The 20,068-nt window shown below is 55.2% G+C and carries 20 protein-coding genes; 17 read left to right on the plus strand and 3 right to left on the minus strand.

Annotation, left to right across the window (positions count from 1 at the left end):
- The first annotated feature begins 58 nt into the window (after positions 1-58).
- The 13 genes from QMX98_RS11380 (at position 59) to QMX98_RS11440 (ending at position 10,066) form a co-directional block, all read left to right on the plus strand.
- Positions 59-427, plus strand: a complete 369-nt coding sequence (locus QMX98_RS11380) for a hypothetical protein (protein ID WP_200617415.1) — start codon at positions 59-61, stop codon at positions 425-427.
- Positions 428-1,767: 1,340 nt separating this feature from the next.
- Positions 1,768-2,178: a hypothetical protein gene (locus tag QMX98_RS11385; protein WP_200617416.1), complete on the plus strand. Its 411-nt coding sequence runs from the start codon at positions 1,768-1,770 to the stop codon at positions 2,176-2,178.
- 11 nt (positions 2,179-2,189) lie between these two features.
- Entirely contained in the window at positions 2,190-2,714 is a 525-nt protein-coding gene (locus QMX98_RS11390) for a GNAT family N-acetyltransferase (protein WP_282410770.1), read from the plus strand.
- Between the two features lie 675 nt (positions 2,715-3,389).
- Positions 3,390-4,883, plus strand: a complete 1,494-nt coding sequence (locus tag QMX98_RS11395; protein WP_200617422.1) for an AAA family ATPase — start codon at positions 3,390-3,392, stop codon at positions 4,881-4,883.
- 16 nt (positions 4,884-4,899) lie between these two features.
- Positions 4,900-5,292, plus strand: coding sequence for a hypothetical protein (locus QMX98_RS11400; protein WP_282410771.1), 393 nt, complete (start codon positions 4,900-4,902; stop codon positions 5,290-5,292).
- Positions 5,289-5,477 carry a hypothetical protein gene (locus QMX98_RS11405; protein ID WP_200617424.1) on the plus strand — a complete coding sequence of 63 codons (189 nt, stop codon included), beginning with the start codon at positions 5,289-5,291 and terminating at the stop codon, positions 5,475-5,477. Before QMX98_RS11400 ends, QMX98_RS11405 begins: the two co-directional genes overlap by 4 nt.
- Before the next feature lie 127 nt (positions 5,478-5,604).
- A complete protein-coding gene (locus QMX98_RS11410) occupies positions 5,605-5,919 on the plus strand; it encodes a hypothetical protein (protein WP_200617426.1) in 315 nt (104 codons plus the stop codon).
- A gap of 20 nt (positions 5,920-5,939) precedes the next feature.
- Positions 5,940-6,305, plus strand: coding sequence for a hypothetical protein (locus tag QMX98_RS11415; RefSeq protein ID WP_200617428.1), 366 nt, complete (start codon positions 5,940-5,942; stop codon positions 6,303-6,305).
- The gene (locus QMX98_RS11420; protein ID WP_200617430.1) at positions 6,292-7,047 is read left to right on the plus strand and encodes a hypothetical protein; all 756 of its coding nucleotides are present in this window, start codon (positions 6,292-6,294) and stop codon (positions 7,045-7,047) included. Before QMX98_RS11415 ends, QMX98_RS11420 begins: the two co-directional genes overlap by 14 nt.
- A gap of 555 nt (positions 7,048-7,602) precedes the next feature.
- Positions 7,603-8,343: a GIY-YIG nuclease family protein gene (locus tag QMX98_RS11425; protein WP_200617433.1), complete on the plus strand. Its 741-nt coding sequence runs from the start codon at positions 7,603-7,605 to the stop codon at positions 8,341-8,343.
- Between the two features lie 245 nt (positions 8,344-8,588).
- Positions 8,589-8,879 (plus strand): hypothetical protein, encoded by a 291-nt coding sequence (locus tag QMX98_RS11430; RefSeq protein WP_200617434.1) that lies wholly within the window; start codon positions 8,589-8,591, stop codon positions 8,877-8,879.
- Between the two features lie 205 nt (positions 8,880-9,084).
- On the plus strand, positions 9,085-9,477 hold the full coding sequence (locus QMX98_RS11435) for a hypothetical protein (protein ID WP_200617435.1): 393 nt from the start codon (positions 9,085-9,087) through the stop codon (positions 9,475-9,477).
- 94 nt (positions 9,478-9,571) lie between these two features.
- On the plus strand, positions 9,572-10,066 hold the full coding sequence (locus QMX98_RS11440) for a hypothetical protein (RefSeq protein ID WP_200617436.1): 495 nt from the start codon (positions 9,572-9,574) through the stop codon (positions 10,064-10,066).
- 1,050 nt (positions 10,067-11,116) lie between these two features.
- Here QMX98_RS11440 and QMX98_RS11445 read toward each other — a convergent pair.
- A complete protein-coding gene (locus QMX98_RS11445) occupies positions 11,117-11,935 on the minus strand; it encodes a hypothetical protein (RefSeq protein ID WP_234451897.1) in 819 nt (272 codons plus the stop codon).
- A 195-nt stretch (positions 11,936-12,130) separates the two neighbouring features.
- Between QMX98_RS11445 and QMX98_RS11450 the strand changes: the two genes are divergently transcribed.
- The 3 genes from QMX98_RS11450 to QMX98_RS11460 all read left to right on the plus strand — a co-directional run bounded on the left by QMX98_RS11450 (position 12,131) and on the right by QMX98_RS11460 (position 15,233).
- Positions 12,131-12,823: a hypothetical protein gene (locus tag QMX98_RS11450; protein WP_200617438.1), complete on the plus strand. Its 693-nt coding sequence runs from the start codon at positions 12,131-12,133 to the stop codon at positions 12,821-12,823.
- 643 nt (positions 12,824-13,466) lie between these two features.
- Positions 13,467-14,543 carry a helix-turn-helix domain-containing protein gene (locus tag QMX98_RS11455; RefSeq protein ID WP_200618093.1) on the plus strand — a complete coding sequence of 359 codons (1,077 nt, stop codon included), beginning with the start codon at positions 13,467-13,469 and terminating at the stop codon, positions 14,541-14,543.
- Positions 14,544-14,732: 189 nt separating this feature from the next.
- Entirely contained in the window at positions 14,733-15,233 is a 501-nt protein-coding gene (locus QMX98_RS11460; RefSeq protein ID WP_200618092.1) for a hypothetical protein, read from the plus strand.
- A 154-nt stretch (positions 15,234-15,387) separates the two neighbouring features.
- Here the strand turns inward: QMX98_RS11460 and istB are convergent, their stop codons facing one another.
- On the minus strand, positions 15,388-16,191 hold the full coding sequence (gene istB, locus QMX98_RS11465) for an IS21-like element ISPst3 family helper ATPase IstB (RefSeq protein WP_010454871.1): 804 nt from the start codon (positions 16,189-16,191) through the stop codon (positions 15,388-15,390).
- Complete coding sequence (gene istA, locus QMX98_RS11470) at positions 16,184-17,683, minus strand: IS21-like element ISPst3 family transposase (protein WP_024012635.1); 1,500 nt, start codon at positions 17,681-17,683, stop codon at positions 16,184-16,186. Before istA ends, istB begins: the two co-directional genes overlap by 8 nt.
- A gap of 332 nt (positions 17,684-18,015) precedes the next feature.
- Between istA and QMX98_RS11475 the strand changes: the two genes are divergently transcribed.
- Complete coding sequence (locus tag QMX98_RS11475; RefSeq protein WP_200618072.1) at positions 18,016-19,500, plus strand: DUF87 domain-containing protein; 1,485 nt, start codon at positions 18,016-18,018, stop codon at positions 19,498-19,500.
- Positions 19,501-20,068 lie beyond the last annotated feature (568 nt).

Genomic DNA, 20,068 nt, shown 5'->3' on the forward strand with positions numbered 1-20,068 from the left:
GGGGCCCTCGCAATTCGCGCTGATTGGAGAATGAGGCATCACGTTTCGGAGATGCCCCATGCGCGGAAAACACTATCGAATGACCTTACTTGTGGCGCTTGGGGTTTCCCCGGGGATTGCGCTTGCCGCGCCTGGTTTACAAAACATGGCAGATAGTCTGGACGAGTTGATGAAGTTCCTGCCAATGGTCATGGCCCCGATGTTTCTGTTGGCGGCCATTGTGTACATTTTTTCAGGAAACTCTGGGCAAACTGTGGCGCGAGAAGCGAGCGCTGAAACAACGCCTTCACCGTTACCGTCCTCAGTAGGGCAGCTTCAAGAAACTGCAAATGGGCGTGATCCGGTTGCGATAACAATGACTGATCGCTTGGAGCCCATTCAAGTGGAGCAGCCCGGGAGGGTGGGTCGGAAGCTGCATTTGGACTGAATATGGAATACAGCCATGAGACAGTAATCAGACTGGATTCAGAGAGTTAAAGCTGTCGCCGGGGCGCTGCGAATTTCGCGATGCTCAGCCCCGGGCTGAGGAAACGCAAAACTGTCGTAACCGCTCAGATCTCCATCAGGGCTGGCAAGCGCTAGGGAATAAAAACTGTCGCAGGAGACTTGCCTCTGGCCATCCACGTATGGCTAATGAAACCGTCACGAGATGGCTCGCTCATACCAACCTGGGAGGTATTCCTGCGTGTTCTTCATGATCTGCTTGGCTTTTCGCGGGTGATCTCTAACCCACAGTCTCAAGCCCTCGAATGCATGGGATTCAAAAAAATCTGCGCGATCGGAGGAGTGGACAGACCAGTCGCGCCGCATTGGGATTCCAAATTCGGTAGACAATTGACGTGCATCCGCCTCAGAAAATCCTCGAAGTGAAATTTTGACCTCCGAAGTGTATTTCACTACGTACCAACCCTCTATGTAATGACTATCACCCGGGTGGTCATTGGCCGGTACAAAATGCTGAATGCAGCAAGGGCCAAGGCTTACAGAACCACCTGCATTCGAGGATATGCGTGGGCCGTTGAATGAAACCCAGCCAGCAAACTCAATTCCGCCAATTGTAGCCGTGTGAAATATCTCGTTTCTCATGTCAGCAAGCCCTCGAAGGGAAAGCGGCCAATGCCCAGGCGCATGAGTTTAGCTTATCCATTGGGAATCACTGATTTTCAAGCGTATGGGCGATGCGAACTGCAACTGTCGCAGAGCTACCCCATCCATCAACTGCGCCTGAGCGCCTGAACACCAGGTGTAAAGGAGAAGGGTGAGATCATTCCTATCGACGGTCATGACGCGTGGCTCAGGTGCAGGGCGTATTCCGTTCGAGAAGAAAGGCGCGACGCTGCGGTTGGGTCCACTGCAGGCACCGCCCGGGATGCTTGCGCGACAGTTCCAATTCCTCTGCGACAGTTTTAATTCTTTAAAACCAGACAGCCTGGCGAGTCGGGCTCCTCGATCGCGTTTTACCCCAAAATCAGGTCTTCGAGTCAAATATCGGGGATTAAGCTCGTAGATACCGAATGGTTCTGTCTCTAAATAATTAGGTTTGTCACAAAATAAATAGCTTTGTCCCAAGATAATTAGGTTTGACACAACTGGCGCTTCCACGCTTCCAACAGGCTACTCAATTCAATCAAAGTCGTTTGCGGGATTGGGGGAGGAACGGGAAAGAATGTGCACTTAAGCCCCCTGCCTGCCCCGCAAAAAGCAGCATCCTCAAGCAAGGCGATGTCAAGCTTTATGTGGTAGTCTTGGCACAAATGAGGTGTTCACATGACCGATAAATCGAAGTCCCAACCAACCGCAAAAGGCCACCCCCTGTTTCAGGAGGCCGGCAGTGGTCGCTTTGTGACGCTCGCATTTTCTGGTGACCCCTCGCAGCACGAAGAGGTCAAGACTGCTCATGCAGTACGAGTGAAGGCTTTCCGACGCTTTCGAGGCTGGGCAAAGGGCAAGCATGTTGAAAAGCCGTCCATGGCAGCGATGCAGAAGGAGATCAAGGAGTTGCAGCAACAGATGCAGGCCCTGATGGACGGTATTGTGCGCAGCCAACAAGAAGCCGTGGTCGTTGACTTGGTGGATCTGGAAGGCCTCACCGTTATGAATTCGGCTGTCGCTCGTGAGATGCTCGACAATCCCCCTCCGCCAAACGCCAAACTCCAGGCCTTGCTCGCACTGCGCTAAGGCTTTAGGAAATGGAATTCAGCACTGTCCCGTACGACAAGTCGATAGACCGCAAAGCTTTTGATTGCGGTCTTCACCCTGCTCTTAATACCTATATCGCACAGCAGGCCACCCAAGACGAAAAGCGCAACGTCTCCAGGACGTTCATGCTTGTTGAGGATGGCCAGCTGATAGGCTACTACACGCTAGCCAACGCCTCCGTTGTGGAGTCCGACCTCAGCGAGGAGCAGATGAAAAAGATGCCCCGCTACCCAATGCCGGCAGTGCTGCTCAGCCGTTTGGCTGTTGACAAAGGTCAGCAAGGCAAAGGAGTCGGCAAGCGACTGATGGTCGATTTCTTCCGACGCGTGTACGCGATCTCCAAGCATTCTGGCGTGGCTTTCATCCTCGTCGATGCCAAGGACGAAAAGGCAGCAAGCTACTATCGCGACCTGGACTTTGTAGAGACCAACACAAGCCCTCTACGCTTGGCACTCTCGACAGGCACCATCATCCAGGGCTTCAAAGCTCTTGAGACTTCACAGCAGCCATCCTGACGGGGCAGCAATTGGAACCCCTTTGCCGCCGCTACGGCCAAAGCGGCGGCGCCAGCGTGAAGAGGGCTGTACTCCACGGAACGCTCAAGCACTTGTGACAGGCTTAATTGTTTGGAAACGTGCGCACATCTCGCGGATCGCGTCACGCTGTGACAGACCTATTTTTCGAATTTTTGACATGGGTACTGGCCAAGGCCCCCTTTAACATGAGGGGGCGTGACAAAGCTAATTTTCTGGGCACAGGTTCGTCCTGAAGGTCAGCCAGAGCCCATATACCTGACTATGGGGTAAAAAAAGGGGCGAGCTCGATGGATCACTCTGCAATTCCTAGTCTTGGCATACATGGCCAGTTGCTCGATAAAACTGCGCGGCAGTCTGTCAAGGTAGGCGTTCATAGCCCAGCTTTAGCATACCTTCGGGCAACATGATGGCCAACGACCTCCTACTCCAACATCACAATTCCTGATGGCCTTCAGTCGTCTGCATTTTCCGACAAGCTTGCATTTCTGAACTGGGTGGCATGCTTGATAAGCCTTCTCGGGCAGGGCACCTGGTGGGGCTAACCCTCCCAGTGCAAGCGGGGTTTGCCCCAGTTTCCGGCTCAGATGAAGCCCCAGTTGACTGTGGCCTCGTGAAACACTGAAACCATAGATTTTTCATCAGGAGATGAGATTGATGTCTGCACCTGACACCAACAACGATCGCATCAGCATCCCGCTAATGCTGGCTTTTCCCGTGGTGGCCATCAATACGTTTGAGATGACCCGCGCTATTCAAGTCGTAGGAGCGGCGGCGAAGGAGCGAAAAAAGAGTTTTGAAACCATGCCTTTCAAGCAGGTGCCCTCACCCGATTACATTAAAACCCTGGCCGGGAAGGCTGAGAAAGGCAGCCGAGGCACGGTGATTTTTGACCAGTATTTTTTTGATCGCAATAAATCCAATCCTGAAAACCTACCGAGCCTGAAAGCGTCGTTAGCCGTGATTGAGGAGCTGGGTGTGACTTACGTGATCGCCGGCAGAGATACGCTATCGGAGGAGTTTGTCTACCACATCGACCTCCCCCCGATGGATCAACAGGAGGTAATTGACGTACTTCTGAGTGCTGAGCGCGACGTTCAGTTTTCGAGCGAAAGCCTTGCCGGTCGCGCGGAAAAGACGCCTACGATCTTCAGCGGGCCTGAGCGCGCAGTCATCGCAAACCACGCGATGGGCCTGTCTCACAGTCAGATGCGTAACGTGTTCATCTACTCTGCGTACCTGAAAGCAAAAGGGCATGAGTATCTCGGCGAAATTCGGCGCGAGAAAAATCACATTTTGCGAGATGTGGGGCTGGATGTTCTCGAACCCGTGGCCATCGAGACGGTAGGCGGATTGGGACCGCTTAAGGAATTTCTGAACATCCGCAAGGCTGGTTGGGAAAAGAATCTTTCGGTCAAAGGGCTGCTGCTGGCCGGTGTGCCAGGCGGCGGGAAGACGCTTATGGCCAAGGCTGCTGCGGGTGTATTCGGAACGACATTGGTCCGCCTGGACATGGGCCGCTTCTACTCGAAATACCTCGGTGAGACTGAAGCCAAGTTCACACGTGCGCTGCAGACCGTTGAGCAGATCGCGCCGGTTGTCGTACTGATCGATGAGATCGAAAAGTTCTTCGGCAGCTCTGAAGGGGAGCATGAAGTTTCGAAGCGTCTTCTTGGCACCTTCCTGTACTGGCTCCAAGAACGAAAGGGCAAAATTTTCATCGTGGCGTCTGCCAACCGGGTGAGTCAGCTTCCACCTGAACTGATGCGAGCAGGGCGATGGGATCGGTGTTTTTTCATCGACTTGCCCAGCATCGAGGAGCGCTCCTCGATCTTTCAAATCCATATCAACAAGGCCAAGGCCAACCCTGCCAAATTCAATTTGCCGGCGTTGATTGAGGGGAGTGATGGCTACACCGGGGCTGAAATTGAACAGGCAGTGGTTGATGCCTTGTACATCGCAAATGCCAGGGATACTGCGCTGAGCCAGGAAATTTTGCTGGCAGCATTGGGTGATATCACGCCTACAAGCGTCACGCGCAAGGCCGACATCGACAGCATCCGGCGCCTGGGGGAGCAAGGTTTTTATCCCGCCAACACCTACGACGCAGTTCCTGGCTCGACGATGGGCCGGCAGCTCAACGTTGACTAACAAGGAGAAAATGCCAATGAGTCATATCGTTAAAGGACAGGTCTCGGTGTCCTACACGGACCTGGATGTGCTGGTAAAAGCACTTTCAGGGCTTGGGGAAGTTCGCGAGAACGAAAAGCTGTATCGAGTGGGCGTTGGGTACACAGATGAGCGCTGCTCCCTGGTCCTGGTAGACGCCCAAGACAACCAGCGCCGGATCGGGTTTCGCCTTGAGGGCGGCGTTTTCAACCAGTACCAGGAAGACTACGGGTCCTATGGGGCTTGGACTGCCCAGACCAGCAACAAGATCGTCGATCGCTATCTGGCGTACCACTACGAGAAACAACTCAAAGCTGAAAACTATAACGTGACGGTGATGACTCAGGCCGATGGCACGCTCGAGGTTGTTGCTGAGGAGGTTGTGTGGTGAAGAAAGTCGTTATCACGATCAAGGGCGGCCGTATCAATGGCGACTTCCAAGGGTTCCACGGCAAGACCTGCGAAACGCTGGAGCAGCGTCTGCGCCCGGAAGGCCTCGAGCTGCAGGAGGTCGAGAAGAAACCAGAGTACGACTTTCAGAGTGAAAGTGCTCAGGCACAGTACGTCTCCAGCTAGTCGCTCGACAAATCCCAGACCGCTACCAAGCCGAGCTAGTGCAACTTGTGGCTGGCTCGCTGGGTAGGTCTGGAGTTCCGGGGCAATGTATTCGGATTCATGGCTGGTTGGGCATTGGAGTTCTTGGATGAGCAGCGCAAAACAGATCATTGTCATCGCAGCTGTAGTGGTACTCATTGGTTGGATAGTTACGGGGTGGGGCGTTCTTCTGGTGCTTGCCTTGGGGTTAGGACTGTTCGGCTCGATCGGGATGTTCGAGGGGTCGAGTGCGACCTGGGAAGCTGAGCCTAGCCGACGCTCTGTCGTTGTTACGGATGTAGCCCCCATCAAACCAGCCGAGTTGGTTACACCAGGGCGAGTCATTTTGGCCCCAGCAAATGAAGAAGCTGTTAAGCCTTCAGTTGGCAGACGTCTGTTTTTGGATGATGTCGCCGACGAGTGACAGAGCAGAGAAGAGGGTTTATGTCTCATAAAAGACGAATTGTCATATGCAATGGAACCGTTACCGGTTTTGCCGATGAGGTCAACTTTGCGGGGCTTACCGTAACGGGCTTCGACAAGAAGCGTGTCTCACGCGTCCTTCCTACGGGCCGCTTTCAGCGCGGCTGCTTCCTGGTGCTTCGCGCATTGGTCAATGATGAGTCAAAAGCCGCGGCGTGGACCAGGCGCTGGCGCTGCCAATGGAACGTCCAGATCGACAGTGAATCGCATGGCCCGTTCCTGAGTCGCTCGGCCGCAATTCTCTTTGAGAAGGATTTCATTTACAGGCAAGGGAAATTTGGTAGCCCTGTTCAGTTGGAGGGGGCGATAGAAAGTGCGGATTGTTAATTTCGTGCGGATTGCAGTTACTTTGTTGGCCGTTTCATTGGGCGGTATCGCCGGGACTGCGGCAGCAGACGTTGGCTCGACCTCGCCGGGGGCGGCCAAGCAGGAGGTTCTTTCGGTCAAGACACTGAACCTGCGATGGGATCAATGGAATCATGAGGCTGGAAGTGAGCTCAAGGTCTGCCCGGGACGATTTCGTACCATTGGCGGGGAGATGCGGTGCCGGGTTCCCGATGGGGGGCTCAATGGCCTTCTGGGGGGCATGGTCACTGGTGAGTCAATGACTGCTCAGGAAGCAATCCTTAAATTGGCAGGCGGTACCGCCAAGATTCTTGATATCACTCAGAACGGCGACCAGAACAGATTGCAGATCAAGTTCTCATATCAGGCTACTGGTGGTCCCGTATCGTCCTTCACTGATCTCAGTGCGATTGCCACTCGCGCACCCACTGAAGCGGACGACCTCGCCAAAACAGCGCTTGGTTCATTTTTCGGGGTGGGAGTAGGGATATTCGTCGTCATCGCAATAGCAGTGTTCCACTTCGAACGAAAGTCCCCAACTCTGTCTGAACGTGAGGTTAACTTTTCCCGGTTGCGGGACGAGCAGGCAATGCAGCGACCTACCGCTCGGGTGGACACGCCTCCGCCACTGGTATTACAGCCTACTGCCCAGCCAGCGCCTTCAGTGAACGTAGCGCCAACAGAACCGACTCCAACCTCGGGTCGCCGACTTTACCTGGATTGATCTTCATGGGCTCGATTGAGCCTGTCGGCCAGTCTCATCGGAAGCCCGCTCAAGTACATGCCTTGCCCCGCCGAAAAATGGGGCCAGAGCCTTAGAGGGGCGTCAGTTACGCGTCCGCGAAACTTAGTCAGGAACCAGCAGAAATGACACAAATCCTTATGGTATTGGCAGCTGCGAAGTTGCACTCGATTTGACCACCCGTTTGCATTCGGCCAGACCACCGACTTGCATTCGACTTGACCAGTCACTTGCAACGGATTTGACCCGCACGCTTTCTGCCGACAGGAGCAGAAGTCGACCCGTCCAGTCTGGACGTACTGGCAGAAATCGGCCACAAGCGGCAGTTAGAACGCCAATCTGCTACAGCCCGAAAGTTGCCGCTGACCAGCAATCATCGATCACGACCTGGATGAGGAAGCGTTAAGCTTTGACGCCAGAAGGATTCTATAAGCGTGCAGTCTCCCAGCGATATCCAACTTTTATCACCTATGCTCAAGACGCAACTGACAACTTGCGAGCTAACGACTGACGCATTGAACGATAGGAGAGCAAGGAATGTTGACCCCGGCCAAGTATTGGCGAGTCGCTTGTAAGCTGGATTGCGAAGTTGCCCGGCCACCATCCATGTTTAGCTTACCGGAAGGATTGGCGAGCCAGGCTTCACCACCTACTCTCGGCCACGGCATCACTATTGCTGCCTACGACGAAACTCAGCAGACAGGGATGCTCAGATGGCTTGGCATCATTACTGGTGGCACTGGTGCGACTCGCCATGTCGATTGGACGTCCACCTCGGCGCAGATCTGGATAGACAGTCCCAAGGGGCGTGGAATCTGGAAGGCGGGAGAGTTTGGATTCGCCCCTAAGAAAATAGCCGACTACGGACTGCATGAGCTATGGCAGGATCACTTTGACAACTTGGAACTCCGTGACCGCGCCGCAATGGTAACCAGGCCGACGGTTTCGAAACGACCTACTTCCAGCAGCATTGCGCCGGAGCGCCTCAACCCGATTGAGGTCATCGGCGAGATGACCAGCGGTGCTAAAGCTGGCGTCGTTTACGTACTGAAGTCTGCTTTCGGTTACAAGGTTGGGCGTACTCGCAATGTGCCGGCCCGGATGAGAGCCTTCGGCGTGCACCTACCTTTTGTTTACACCATCCCGCTGTGCGCCTGGTTTGACGACTGCCATGAAGCTGAGCGCCGTTACCATGCGATTTTTGCCGGCAAGCGAATAAACGGTGAATGGTTTGACTTGGATGAAAATGACATACGACGAATAAGGCTCAGGACGTAGTCGAGGAAACTGCTGGTGGACTCACCGAGTCTCCCACGTTTCTCTAGACAGCTCTGAACGGCTGCTTCACGCCAATTTCTGCCGATGCTGACCGGCTGCAATGGGGTCGTTCTTTGCCGGTCATGACCACGAAGCGCGATGGCCAAATCCGTTGCAAGTGACTGGTCAGGTCGAATGCAAGCGGGTGGTCAAATCGGTGCAATTACTCAGCAGCCGCTGTGTTCACGTAACTGTTGTTTGGTGGCGTGGCCAAAGTGGCAGGAGTTTTGGCCTCCACAACCCTCGAGATTTTCGGGTTCAACATACCTGCACTGTTTGCGCTCATCGTCACATTTGCCGTTGGTACTGTGGCGTGGATGTTGTTTTCGGCTTTCGGAATTAAAACCGCAGGCATGGCAGGGACCGTTGCCATCGAAGCCTTTGGCTTTTATTCCCTGTGTCGTAGCGAAACGCCGACCGGCAGCGCATCGCTCTGGCTCATTAATGCTTTTGCGCTCGGTGGTCTGTTCATTTTCTGTGTAGCGCTATTGGCCTAAAGTTGGAGGAATTGAACATGGAAATGATGTTGATAGGTGCAGCCTCCGCAGCAGCTTTCTCCAGCGAGTCGTAGCCCCGTCGCTCCTATCCAGGGAGCCGATAATAGCCTCGCATTGCGCCCACGCTTTGGGGCTGATCAACGCCCTTTCCCCGCCCACATAAGCGACCCTTTCTGCTGTCTAAGGCGAGTCGAGGGTCTGACCCATGAAGTTCATCAAACCGATCATCATCTGTTCCGCGTTCTACATCCTGATTCAGCTCTTTGCGATCCGTTCGGGCCTCGATGGCGTGACGTATGTAGCGGCAGGCTTCCTTGAGTACCTGGTGTCTGCTTTGGTCATCATGTGCGGTCTATATCTGGCTCACAGTCTTGCCGGTACTAAAGTCCTGGTAGTCCTACAACTGGTGTTAATGGCGGTTCTGGCCTATGCAATTTTCCTGGGTACGTACGCGATGATCGGCCACTTAGATTCGCTGATTGGCCTGCACCTACTGGCCGTTACCTCGGCCGTTGTTGTGCTGATGGGGACTGGCATTTACCTGATCGTCATCGCGGCACTGCTGGCCAGGGAGAATGCACCAGCACCGATCGAGTAGCTGGGTAGGCGGTCAATTTAAGGTAATGCGTTGTTCATGTATGCCCCGGCGAATGGGGCAAATTGACGGATCACTGACAGCTTGATTCATCAATATGGAGCACATCGCCAAGCAGGATGCTGCCATGCCAGACCTCAGTAATGTCACCCCGGTTCAAACGGGTTCAGGAACGGGACCGACGTTTTGGATTTCAATTCTCGGGAGGTGCTTGTCAGCTCATCCAGTAAGATCGGCGTTCGACCGCGCTCAACGCTGGACCTACCAATTGCTGCGTATTCGCCTTGATTCAGAAGACTCTTCTGGTGAGTTTCGAAGCCAGTTGTTGGTTAACACTGCCCAACAGGTACCGATCGGCTCGATCGATCCATGCGCGGCCTTAAGTTCGACGAGCGCACGGGTGCAACGATTTGACCGCCTTTACAAGAATGCCGGTATGACCCATCGAGTTGAGGCTGTAATTCACCGGGAATTCGGCGGCGCCGAGGCGGCGACATTTTGGATGAGAAAGCCAAGCGATAAGGCAATTCAAGCTACGCTCGTAAGGCGTGGGTCGCGTGGCGCACAAAATTATCAACTAATTGAATTGTAATGCTTTCACCGTTCCCATCGTGGGAATACGTACCTGATTATGGGGTAATTGTCGGTGTGGGCGCCGAGTACTTGCATACCAAAACCTTCGGATACCATGAAGCTCCGAATAGCAAAATTGAGAACCTCGATGCCTGTCACTGAGCTCCGACTGTATGCGCAGATCAGCCTCGTAATGGTAGGAGCGGCCCTGGGCACTGGTTGTGTAAATTACACCGCTCGCCTCGTAGGTGATGCCCATGCTGCCGGCCGCACAGCCATGATTTATACCGGGGGATTCTACCCAGTCCAGTCGGTACTGCCCAAATCAGTGAAAGGCGAGGTGTTGAGGGTGTACGTCGAGGGCGATGGCCACGCTTGGGCTACGGCAAGACAAGCCAGCACCGATCCAACTCCCCATGAAAACCTTGTAGCAAATCTCGCTGCTAACGATCCTGGCGGAGCTGTGTACCTGGCCAGGCCCTGCCAGTTTGTTTCGAACGAGCATTGCAATCCCAAGGCGTGGACCGATCAGCGTTTCAGCCCCCAGGTCATCGCATCCATGTCGTCGGCGCTGGACGCTATAAAATTGCGGTATACGGGGACGCGTATCGAGTTGGTGGGTTACTCAGGTGGAGGCGCAGTAGCCCTGCTTTTGGCTGCGCAGAGGGATGACGTAGTTTCGGTGCAAACGCTCGCTGGCAATATAGCCGTAACGGCTTGGACGCAGCTGCAGGGGCTAACTCAGCTCAGTGGATCGCTTGACCCCGTGAACTACGCCGACAAGCTCAAGACGATTCCTCAGCGCCATTTGGTTGGGGACCTGGACAGTGTGGTTCCTCGGGCGGTGTCCTCGGCGTACCTGTCATCGTTGGGCAGCACGCAGTGCGTTGAAATAGCCACAGTCCATGCGAATCATCAGGACGGCTGGTCCGCCGCCTGGGCGGACTATAGCCGACGGCCGACCAGCTGCCTGAGATAGCGGCCGCGACCGATGATGATCCGAGAATCAGAAAGCCGGCGCTAAGCGCCGGCTTTCTCTAACGGGGGCAGTGTTCAAGCGGGAGGCCACTCAACAGGCGGTCGGCACTCGAAAGGCGCGTTCAATTTGAGGGGCTTGGAGGTGGTACCCATCCGCCACCAGCAACTCCTTAATCGCTCTCGATCGGCGGCAGTCAAAGGGCATATTGGAGCGGGGGAGATCACGAGCGAGGCTGGAGATGCGCGCGGTTCTTGCGCGGAGCCAGTTAGCGTCGGCAGTCAGTTGTGCATCTGGATTTGATATAAGGATCGCGAGCACCTTTTCTGCTAGTTCAACGGTGAGCACGACCCGGCCCAAGATGTGGAAGTCATCATGCCTGATCGTAGCAACGTCGTTCGCAGTCATCGCTGCAAGGTTAGACGGTACCCCCGCACAAACCTTGCGGGTGCCGAAGAGCTTAAACGCCTCCTCAAGTAGATCGCCGGCACTCAGGCGGCCAACCTGCAGTGGGACGATAACCCGTGCTCCCGCCTCAACCCAGCTCTTCACGCGCAGGGCATATTCAGCCCATAGTTCAAGGGTGGAAACCTGGTCCCCAACCACGTCGGGCGCAACGATCGAAAGATTCCCGGGTTGAGTGGTCTGATCAATGAGCGTCTCGTAGGTTTGAAAAACCTTTTCCCAGTCCATGATGGTGCGCTTCTGGAAGGCGCTGAAAGCACCTGAGTCAACGAACAGTTTGCCGCCGGCGTCCAGGTGTTTTGGCAGCGTAAGGAAAATCTGGCGAGTGGTGAGTAATGTCGCGACCACGCCAACGGGCAAGCCAAGATCAGTAGCGGCCCTCAGGTCAGCTGATGAGGACATGCCGGAATGGAATGCGTACTTCCACGGTGTAGTTGAGACGGACATAGCGTAGTACCTGAGAGAATTCAGACTCCATCCTCTCGCGCTTGCGAAATATGCAAGCCCGGCCTCTTGGGTCTTTCACGCAAAGAGCCGGTGCCGGTCTTGCCGACAGTATTTGCACCGATTGCAGGGGCGAATAGCTGGCACAGAGAAAGTGGCGATCTGTGATTCTTTACGAAAGTCTCCTGGAGCAATGCCGTGTCAATTCGATCGCTTTTCAATGAACTCAATGAAGTTGGCATTAATGTCGTCGTGATTGACGAAAATTGCGTAAGTGCAGTGCTTGACGGAAGCCGAAGCAGCCAATCTTTAATTGAGGAGTTGAGTTCGTCATCTAGAACGAGTGGATATTTTGTTCGCCAGCCAGGGGCGAATGAATTGCAGGTCGAGCAGTGCCTCCGGAAATGGGGGGGCGATGGTGCGGCCAAAATTCACCACTTCCCTGTATATGATAATGCCTTCACGAACGGCGAGGAGCGGTTGTTTCTGCGTGCAGAAGCTGCCCATCTGTTGCACGAAGGATTGGCTAGAATTCGCGGTGCCGCCGGCAGTGATCCAGCGTTCGTCGAGGCAATATCAGACGCTCTTTACCATTTGCCGAACAATGTGGTGGCGGATGGTCAACGCAGCTTGGAAAATCTGCGTGAACTAATTGGTCCGGCGAGGAAAGTTCTTCTGGAGGCAAGGGCGGACAATAAGAAGCATAGTAACTATTACCGAATGATTCCGTCACCAGCTGTAATGTATTTGATGTCGGCCATTGCAGCAGTCGACGCTGTAACGTCGCTAACGCAGGGCAAGTTTGTGTATGGTAGTGTGGCTAGCGTGCTTTCGATGATATGCGCGTTGATTGGGCTGGTGTCTTGGCGCCGAAAGAAAGTTAAAGGTTAATCTTTTATTTATATATATGACTAAATCTTTGGTTTGCAGCTATTTCGGAGCAGGCTTGATAGGGTTTTTAGAGTTGGTGTTCGGGCGCCTTTAATTGGCACTATTAAGTGACGATCTTGGGCGTAAGCGTAAGAGATAGGTTTATAAGTTTTTCTTATCACTGGGTATTCGGCTTACCGCTTTAGTCCGCGGTTCTACAGGCAGCCAGAAGGCACCCCGGCGGCGGATTAATTCGAGTAGTAGGTGGAGGCATGTCAGTCATCATAGTAATGGTGGCCTTTACCTGATTCTTTAATTGCACTTTGCCATGGTTATGCCACGGCCCGTATCAGATCACTTTAGATTGCAAGAGTGCTGGCCTCAAATTCACTCCGGCTCACCCACTCATACAAAGGTTTGAGACTGGATAACTCACGTTTGATCATGGGTTAGACTAATTTCATTTAGTGCTTTCCGAGACTTCCCTAAACAATGAGATGACAGGCAAAAGATTTCTTGCCGTGGAGCCTGTTATTAATCATAAAATGCGCTGCCGAGCCGCCAGCAGGGAGAGCAATGGAGGGCGATTTCACCATAGTGGAGCCCGGTCTTGCACATTGAGAAGTCCATGAGAGGGTCATACCAAATACGCGAGGTGTTTGGTATGACAACTAAAGAAAAATACCCTGATTTCCCACTGGCTATTCGTTGGCATGCAATCAAGGTAGCGCTGTTGGCGAAGGGAATTTCCCTCTCCTCACTTTCCAAGTCCTCAGGTGTGACCGGCATCGCTTCGGCTGGAAATCGTAACTATCCAGCGGCGCAAACCGAAATTGCCAAAGCGCTCGGAGTCAGCGAAGGAACCCTTTTCCCGGAGCGCTACGATGTTGTCTGGAGTGATGAGCTCCAAGAGAAGATTGAGGCTACGTTGCCGGAGCTGTTTGGCCTCCCGGTCGCGGTTCCTGCGCGACAACTCTTTACCGATCTCATGGAACAACATTCGGGAAGTCCAATCGATCTGGACGGCTTGCCAATGGCGGAGCCTGCGCGGTTGACCTGGATTAAGGCCGCCCTGCGCAATCGCGGGTTTGTTCTGGTTAGCCTTACCACGCATCTTGGTATCAGGCGTTCTGCTCTGGATACCTTGGGCTCCTCCCGACTGGATAAGCTGCAGCATCTGGTAGCCAGATGCCTAGGGGTTAGGCCCGAGCAGCTTTGGCCTGAACGATATGATGTCTTGGGGCGGCCAATTCCAAAGGCGAGGACTCGTGCAAAGGGACCAGAGAACCGCGAGCCCCAAGTGGTATATCGGCTTGATCTCACGAAAGGCCTATGGTTGCCGGTGAGGGACTTGGTCGGGTTGCCAGGTATGGCCACCGATGAAACGTTTATTGAGCACCGGGCGCATGTGCAAGGGTGGCAGATGCGGCAGCGATTCGGCGTCAATGAGCTCGCCTTTGGATCGCTCCCGGAGGCGACCAAGCAATACCTCCTCATGCCGACGGCTCTTGGGGCAGAAGAGTCAATTGTTCGTTCGCGTAGACGGTTGAGCGGACCTGTGTCGGTTGAGGCGACCGGTAAGCATGGGGCGGCCACCAACACCGTCGTTAAGGTCGATGTGGTCGATAATGCGGTGCACCTGCGGATGGGAGTGGAGGGTGATCTGGCCGTCCTAAACAGGGAGGAAGTTTCTCTGCTTGCGGCTGCCCTCATCGATGCCAGTCAGGAAATCCCTGAGTAAGCATTTGATTCTGGCAGACAGCTATTTGCTCGGGTGCTGCTCGTGCCGGGCCATCAGGTCCTGGGCCTTCACTGTCGCGGCCGCCATCCAACTGTGGAACTCCATTTTTTGAACTGCGAGGCACGATCCCAAGGTTGCAGTTTTGGGGTTATGAGTATCTTGGGCTCAAACATTTCAGGAACTTTAACGATGACGCCATTTTTGAACCTTGCTCCTCACATGTCTGCATTGTCGGCTTCGCTGTCCATGGAGGTGATGGCAGTATCTACTGATGAACTTCAAGGTCTTTTCGTTGAAGCTCTGGATGAGGCGGATTGCCGTGTGCTTCATCGGATCAGTGCCGGTTGTCTTTACGTGCACCCCTTTGCGGCTATGGCGGTTCACTCATCCTGGCTGACCCGGGTTGGCGATTTGCTCTGCGTTGACGTAGTCGATGAAGAGGGTTCCTTTCTCGGCCCCCATTGCGAGCTTTCCGAGGCAGCGCTCGCCGATCTGATGCGTGCCTGCGCTGTTGCGCTTATGAAGGCATCGGACGACATGAAGCGAGTAACCGGTGCTGGGCTTGTTGATGCGGTCAGGCTGTCATCGACGTCGGGTGAGCCCCTGGCGCAGTCTCAGGTGCGCCTGGCCCACATGCAGCGTGGACTGCGTGTTGGCGCTGATGGAAAATTGACCCACCCTGCCGATTGAAATTTGACCCAGGGCGGATTGCTGATTTTGTTACCAGCAACTGTGGATAAGTCTACCAGCGCAGCTGCTGTTGCCCCCACTCCTTCGCTAGCCCAGTTCAGTTGTTTAAGACCTGCCACACGCAGCCATGTAGCAGGCCGTCGTCGCCATGAAATCAGAACGGCTCATCGTCCTCCGGTTCCTGGCCGCCCTTACGCTTTCGCTCCCGTGATTTGATCTTGGCCTGGGCCGCCAAGCTACTGTGTTGCAGGCGATAGGACTCGTTACCGGTTTCGACGATGTGGCAGTGGTGGGTCAGCCGATCCAGCAGGGCGGTGGTCATCTTGGCGTCGCCGAACACGCTCGACCATTCGGCGAAGCTCAGGTTGGTGGTGATCACCACGCTGGTGTGTTCGTACAGCTTGGATAGCAGGTGAAACAGCAACGCACCGCCGGCCTGGCTGAAGGGCAGATAACCCAGTTCGTCGAGGATGACCAGATCCATGCGCAGCAGAGCTTGGGCGATCCGCCCGGCTTTGCCGTCGTGCTTTTCGCGCTCCAGCAGATTGACCAGATCGACCGTGGAGTAGAAGCGCACGCGCTTGCCGTGCCGGGTGATGCCGGACACGGCCAGCGCAGTGGCCAGGTGGGTTTTACCGGTGCCAGGCCCACCGATCAGCACCACGTTCTGCGCGGTGTCGGTAAAGGCCAGACTGGCCAGTTCGCTGATCAAACGAGCGTCTGCGCTGGAGGCGCTGAAGTCGAAGCCGGCCAGGTCGCGGTGCATCGGCAGCTTGGCCATGTTCATCTGGTGGCTCACCGAGCGCATGGCGCGATCTGTGTGCTCTTGTTCCAGCAGGTGTTCGAGCAGCCACTTGGACGAGGCTGTGTTCGACTCACCCTGCGCAGTCAACTCCGCCCAGGCCGTGGCCATGCCGTGCAGGCGCAGCTCCTTGAGTTCCGCCATCAAATCACGCATGACCGATCTCCTCGGTCTGGCCACGCAGGCGGTCGTAGCGCGCCGTGTTAGCGACGGGGGCTTCCTTGAGCGACAAGTGGGTTTCGACGCTGGGTGGTGGTTCGGTCGCGGCCAGGCGCGCCACGACATTGAGGATGTGTTCGGCGCTCAGGCTGCCGCTTTCCAGTACCAGCTCAACAGCCACCAGCACCGCATCGAGCCCGGCGACCGGTACGGCAGCCAGAACTTGCGCCATGATCCGGTCACCGCCGGCATGACGCCCCAGACCGTGCTTAAGCTGACGCAGCGGCGCCGGCAGATCAGCAAAGGGCGCGCCGTTGCGCAGCGCACCGGGCTTGCGTTCGATCAGCGGGAGGTAGTGCTGCCAGTCATAGCTGACCTGGTCGCGATCCAGCAAGCGGACATGGCTGGCGATCAGCGCGTCGTCAGCCACCACCTCGATTCGCGTCGGATACAAACGGCTGCTGACCCACTTACCCGCATACTCACACGGCACCGAGTAGCGGTTGCGCCCGACGCTGACCAGGCAGGTGCTGGAGACCCGCGCAGGCCGCTCGACGTAACCGTCGAATGGCGCTGGCACAGGCATCAGTTCAGCGCGCTCCAACTCCAGCACTTCGGCCACACTCAGCCCGCTGTATTGAGGGTGCGTCAGCTCGTTCCAAAGCGCGCGGCAGCGCTGGCCCAGCCAGGCATTGAGTTCCTCGAAGGAGTGAAACTGGCAGTCCTGGGCGTCTAGCCAGATACGCCTGCGGCTGTCTTGCACGTTCTTTTCAACGATGCCCTTTTCCCAACCAGCGGCGACGTTGCAGAAGTCCGGATCGAACAGGTAATGCGCGCACATCACCGCAAAGCGCGCATTCACCGCCCGGCCTTTGCCCTTATTGACCTTGTCGACGGCGGTCTTCATGTTGTCGTAGATGCCCCGGCGCGGCACGCCGCCCAAGGAGCCGAACGAGCGTGTATGGGCGTCAAATAACATCTCATGGCCCTGGCTCGGATACGCCACAAGCCAGAACGCACGGCTGGCACACAGCTTCAGATGTGCCACCTGCATACGCCGGTAAATGCCGCCGACCAGCAAGCCTTCCTCGCTCCAGTCAAACTGAAACGCCTCGCCAAGAGCAAAGGTCAGCGGCACAAAGGCCTGCGACGCCTTGCCCTGTCCCCCTCGCCAGGCACGGATAAACGCGGTGAGCTGGCTGTAGCCACCGTCATAACCTTCGGCTTTGATTTGCGCCAACAGCGCCTTGGCACTGCGCCGCTGTTGCTTGGGCCGCAGCGAATCGGCTTTTAGCGCCTGCTCCAGCGTGGCGTGAAAAGGGCTGAGTTTGTTGAAGATCGCGCGGCGTTGGTAGACCGGCGGCTTGGCCTCAGGTGCTCTGACCCACTTGCGAATCGTGTTGCGCGCCAACCCGGTGCGCTTGGCTATCTCATGCAGCGACAGCTTGTCGCGGAAATACATCCGGCGAATTTTGCCCATCATTTCCATACTGATCACCCTGTGTTCTCCTGCTCAAAAATTGAGCAGAAGCAGTTGAACACCTGGGTCAGTTTTCAGTCGGCAGAACAGCCTCTACTGGGTCAGTTTTCGGTCAGCGGCAACATGGACTGCGTCTCGTCTCGGCTGCTTGAGCCTCAAGAAAGATTATTTTGTATGGTTATGGCGGGGGGGCTGGGTACGCTGGCTCACCCGCCACCCAGCTATCAGTTTGCCCCATGAACGGGTACAAACCCGCCCCCTACGGCCCTGCCGGGTGTTTACAGTTGCGTCCATCAATAGCCTGGCGTCGCCAGGCAAAAAGTGGATAAGGCAATTCGTAGATGCAGATTCGATTCGGCCTCGACGCCCAGCAACTGAAATTAGGCAAAACCGTCCCTGTGATTTGGGACAGTTTAAAGCTAGTCAATGGCCATACGCTTATTGTGGGTATGTCCGGCTCGGGTAAAACCTTCACGCTTCGAAAAATGATCGCTCAGTTGCTTAGATCTGCGGGGCACCAGATCCCGCGCGTTCACCTTTTTGATGTGCATGGTGATCTGGAGATACCTGGTGCTTCCGAGGTCCGGTTCTCCGAGCAGACGTGTTGGGGGTTCAATCCTCTGAAGGTCAACCCCGACCCGCATTTTGGCGGCGTCAGAAAACGAATCCAGTCTTTCATGGCCACCATGAATCGGACCATGCGCACGATGGGGCCAAAACAGGAGGCCTGCTTGCGTAATATTTTGACCGACGTCTACGCCCAGTACGGATTCAAGCAAGATGATCCGTCGACTTGGTATGTCCAGGATGAGACCGCGGTGCTGATGAGTGATGGTCATGAGGAGCGGCTGTTCATTGATGTACCAAAGGCCGAAAAAGACGAGGCAAAGGCCTTGGGCGCACGTTGGAGTGGTGGGCCTCTCTACTCCTGGTACATCAATCAGGACCAGTACGAAGGAGCTGTGACCCGTTGGCCTCCAAAGCTCATGGCCAGAACAAACCCGTCGATCAAAGATGCTCTGAGAATGGCTCAGAATATCCTGCAGCAGTCCTTCCTGGGATCGGGGGCCGACGCGGTCACCTATCTTGAACTCGCCAACAGATCAGCACAGTCCTACCGCAAAAAGGCGATTCAAGCTCTTCGCAAAGGTGAGGCGAACTTTGAGGACGAGGCTGGCAAGCTGGAGCTGGACAAGGCCAAAAAGAAAGCAATCGACGCCTTCGCGACTTACGTGGAATCCATCACCACGGGCCGAGAGCTGAACTCTCTGATGAAGTACGACAGCACTGACGTGCTGAAGTCTGTTGTCGACCGCCTGCAGAATCTCGATGCGATCGGCATTTTCAAACCGACTCCTCCGCCGTTCGAAATGAGTAACCCCATCTGGCGTTACAACATCCACGCGCTGTCAATGGAGGAACGAAAGTTGTTCGTACTCTTCAAGCTCGAGGAGTTATTCATGGCCGCGGTGGAGCGAGGCCCTCAGGACCATATTCAGGACGTAATCATCTTGGACGAGGCGCATATCTACGCCGACGATGATCCAGACAATCCAATCAACACCATCGCAAAAGAGGCGCGAAAGTTTGGCGTGATGCTCGTGGCAGCATCCCAGAGTCCGACGCACTTTCCGGAGGACTTTGTCGCTTCAGTGGCCACCAAGATTGTGTTGGGTATTGACGAGATTTACTGGAGGCCAAGCGCGACAAAACTGCGCCTGCGCGAAGAAGCATTGGCGTGGGTAACCTCGACTAAGACGATGCTGGTCCAGCTCAAGATGAAAGGCGAAACACAAAACGACTGGGCCTGGTGCTCAATAGCCTAATGGGGACAGCCATTTGAAAACTTTACCAATCGCGATGCTTTCGCTGTTGCCGCTATTTGCAATTGCGGGCCAGACACCAGTTCCTCAGGACCCGGCACGAGAGCCAATACCTGAAGCGGCGATGCTAGATCGCCTTGAGCGTATTTCCCTTCCCATTGGCAAGGGAGCAATCTTGCAGGATCGTCGAGGCTGCCTGTGGAGTGTCATGGAGGGGGAGAAGGCCCCTCGCCTGGTTGCCCTGACCGATGGGATGAATAAGCCTCTGTGTCGCACTGTGGAGGCTGATCAGCCTTCTCTGAGTCCGCCAGTCCATCCAACCAAATAACAATTATAAATCCCACGACGAATGAGCTGGTGTGTTCAAAACAGCTCCACGAATGGTTGGATGCTGTTGGCGCGCTTGGGTAATCCATTTTTCGCTAAGTTCAGCGTGCAGCATTGCCCCCGGTGTCAGGATAGTTGTCGCCTCTCCGATTTTTCCTAAAAAAGCATATCGGGGGCGGAAAGAGACTGGTCGTGCCGTACTATTCACCTGAACGCAGAGCCGCATTACTTAAAATGCTGCTTC

It is taken from the genome of Pseudomonas sp. PS02303 (genome assembly GCF_029959925.1).
In the GTDB taxonomy this organism is placed as follows: Bacteria; Pseudomonadota; Gammaproteobacteria; order Pseudomonadales; family Pseudomonadaceae; genus Aquipseudomonas; species Aquipseudomonas mandelii.

What these genes read in the sequence shown, in the direction of transcription:
- QMX98_RS11380 (WP_200617415.1), top strand. Translation starts at nt 59, where the DNA reads ATGCGCGGAAAACACTATCGAATGACCTTACTTGTGGCGCTTGGGGTT.
- QMX98_RS11385 (WP_200617416.1), top strand. Translation starts at nt 1,768, where the DNA reads ATGACCGATAAATCGAAGTCCCAACCAACCGCAAAAGGCCACCCCCTG.
- QMX98_RS11390 (WP_282410770.1), top strand. Translation starts at nt 2,190, where the DNA reads ATGGAATTCAGCACTGTCCCGTACGACAAGTCGATAGACCGCAAAGCT.
- QMX98_RS11395 (WP_200617422.1), top strand. Translation starts at nt 3,390, where the DNA reads ATGTCTGCACCTGACACCAACAACGATCGCATCAGCATCCCGCTAATG.
- QMX98_RS11400 (WP_282410771.1), top strand. Translation starts at nt 4,900, where the DNA reads ATGAGTCATATCGTTAAAGGACAGGTCTCGGTGTCCTACACGGACCTG.
- QMX98_RS11410 (WP_200617426.1), top strand. Translation starts at nt 5,605, where the DNA reads ATGAGCAGCGCAAAACAGATCATTGTCATCGCAGCTGTAGTGGTACTC.
- QMX98_RS11415 (WP_200617428.1), top strand. Translation starts at nt 5,940, where the DNA reads ATGTCTCATAAAAGACGAATTGTCATATGCAATGGAACCGTTACCGGT.
- QMX98_RS11425 (WP_200617433.1), top strand. Translation starts at nt 7,603, where the DNA reads ATGTTGACCCCGGCCAAGTATTGGCGAGTCGCTTGTAAGCTGGATTGC.
- QMX98_RS11435 (WP_200617435.1), top strand. Translation starts at nt 9,085, where the DNA reads ATGAAGTTCATCAAACCGATCATCATCTGTTCCGCGTTCTACATCCTG.
- QMX98_RS11440 (WP_200617436.1), top strand. Translation starts at nt 9,572, where the DNA reads ATGGAGCACATCGCCAAGCAGGATGCTGCCATGCCAGACCTCAGTAAT.
- QMX98_RS11445 (WP_234451897.1), bottom strand. Translation starts at nt 11,935, where the DNA reads ATGTCCGTCTCAACTACACCGTGGAAGTACGCATTCCATTCCGGCATG.
- QMX98_RS11455 (WP_200618093.1), top strand. Translation starts at nt 13,467, where the DNA reads ATGACAACTAAAGAAAAATACCCTGATTTCCCACTGGCTATTCGTTGG.
- QMX98_RS11460 (WP_200618092.1), top strand. Translation starts at nt 14,733, where the DNA reads ATGACGCCATTTTTGAACCTTGCTCCTCACATGTCTGCATTGTCGGCT.
- istB (WP_010454871.1), bottom strand. Translation starts at nt 16,191, where the DNA reads ATGCGTGATTTGATGGCGGAACTCAAGGAGCTGCGCCTGCACGGCATG.
- istA (WP_024012635.1), bottom strand. Translation starts at nt 17,683, where the DNA reads ATGGAAATGATGGGCAAAATTCGCCGGATGTATTTCCGCGACAAGCTG.
- QMX98_RS11475 (WP_200618072.1), top strand. Translation starts at nt 18,016, where the DNA reads ATGCAGATTCGATTCGGCCTCGACGCCCAGCAACTGAAATTAGGCAAA.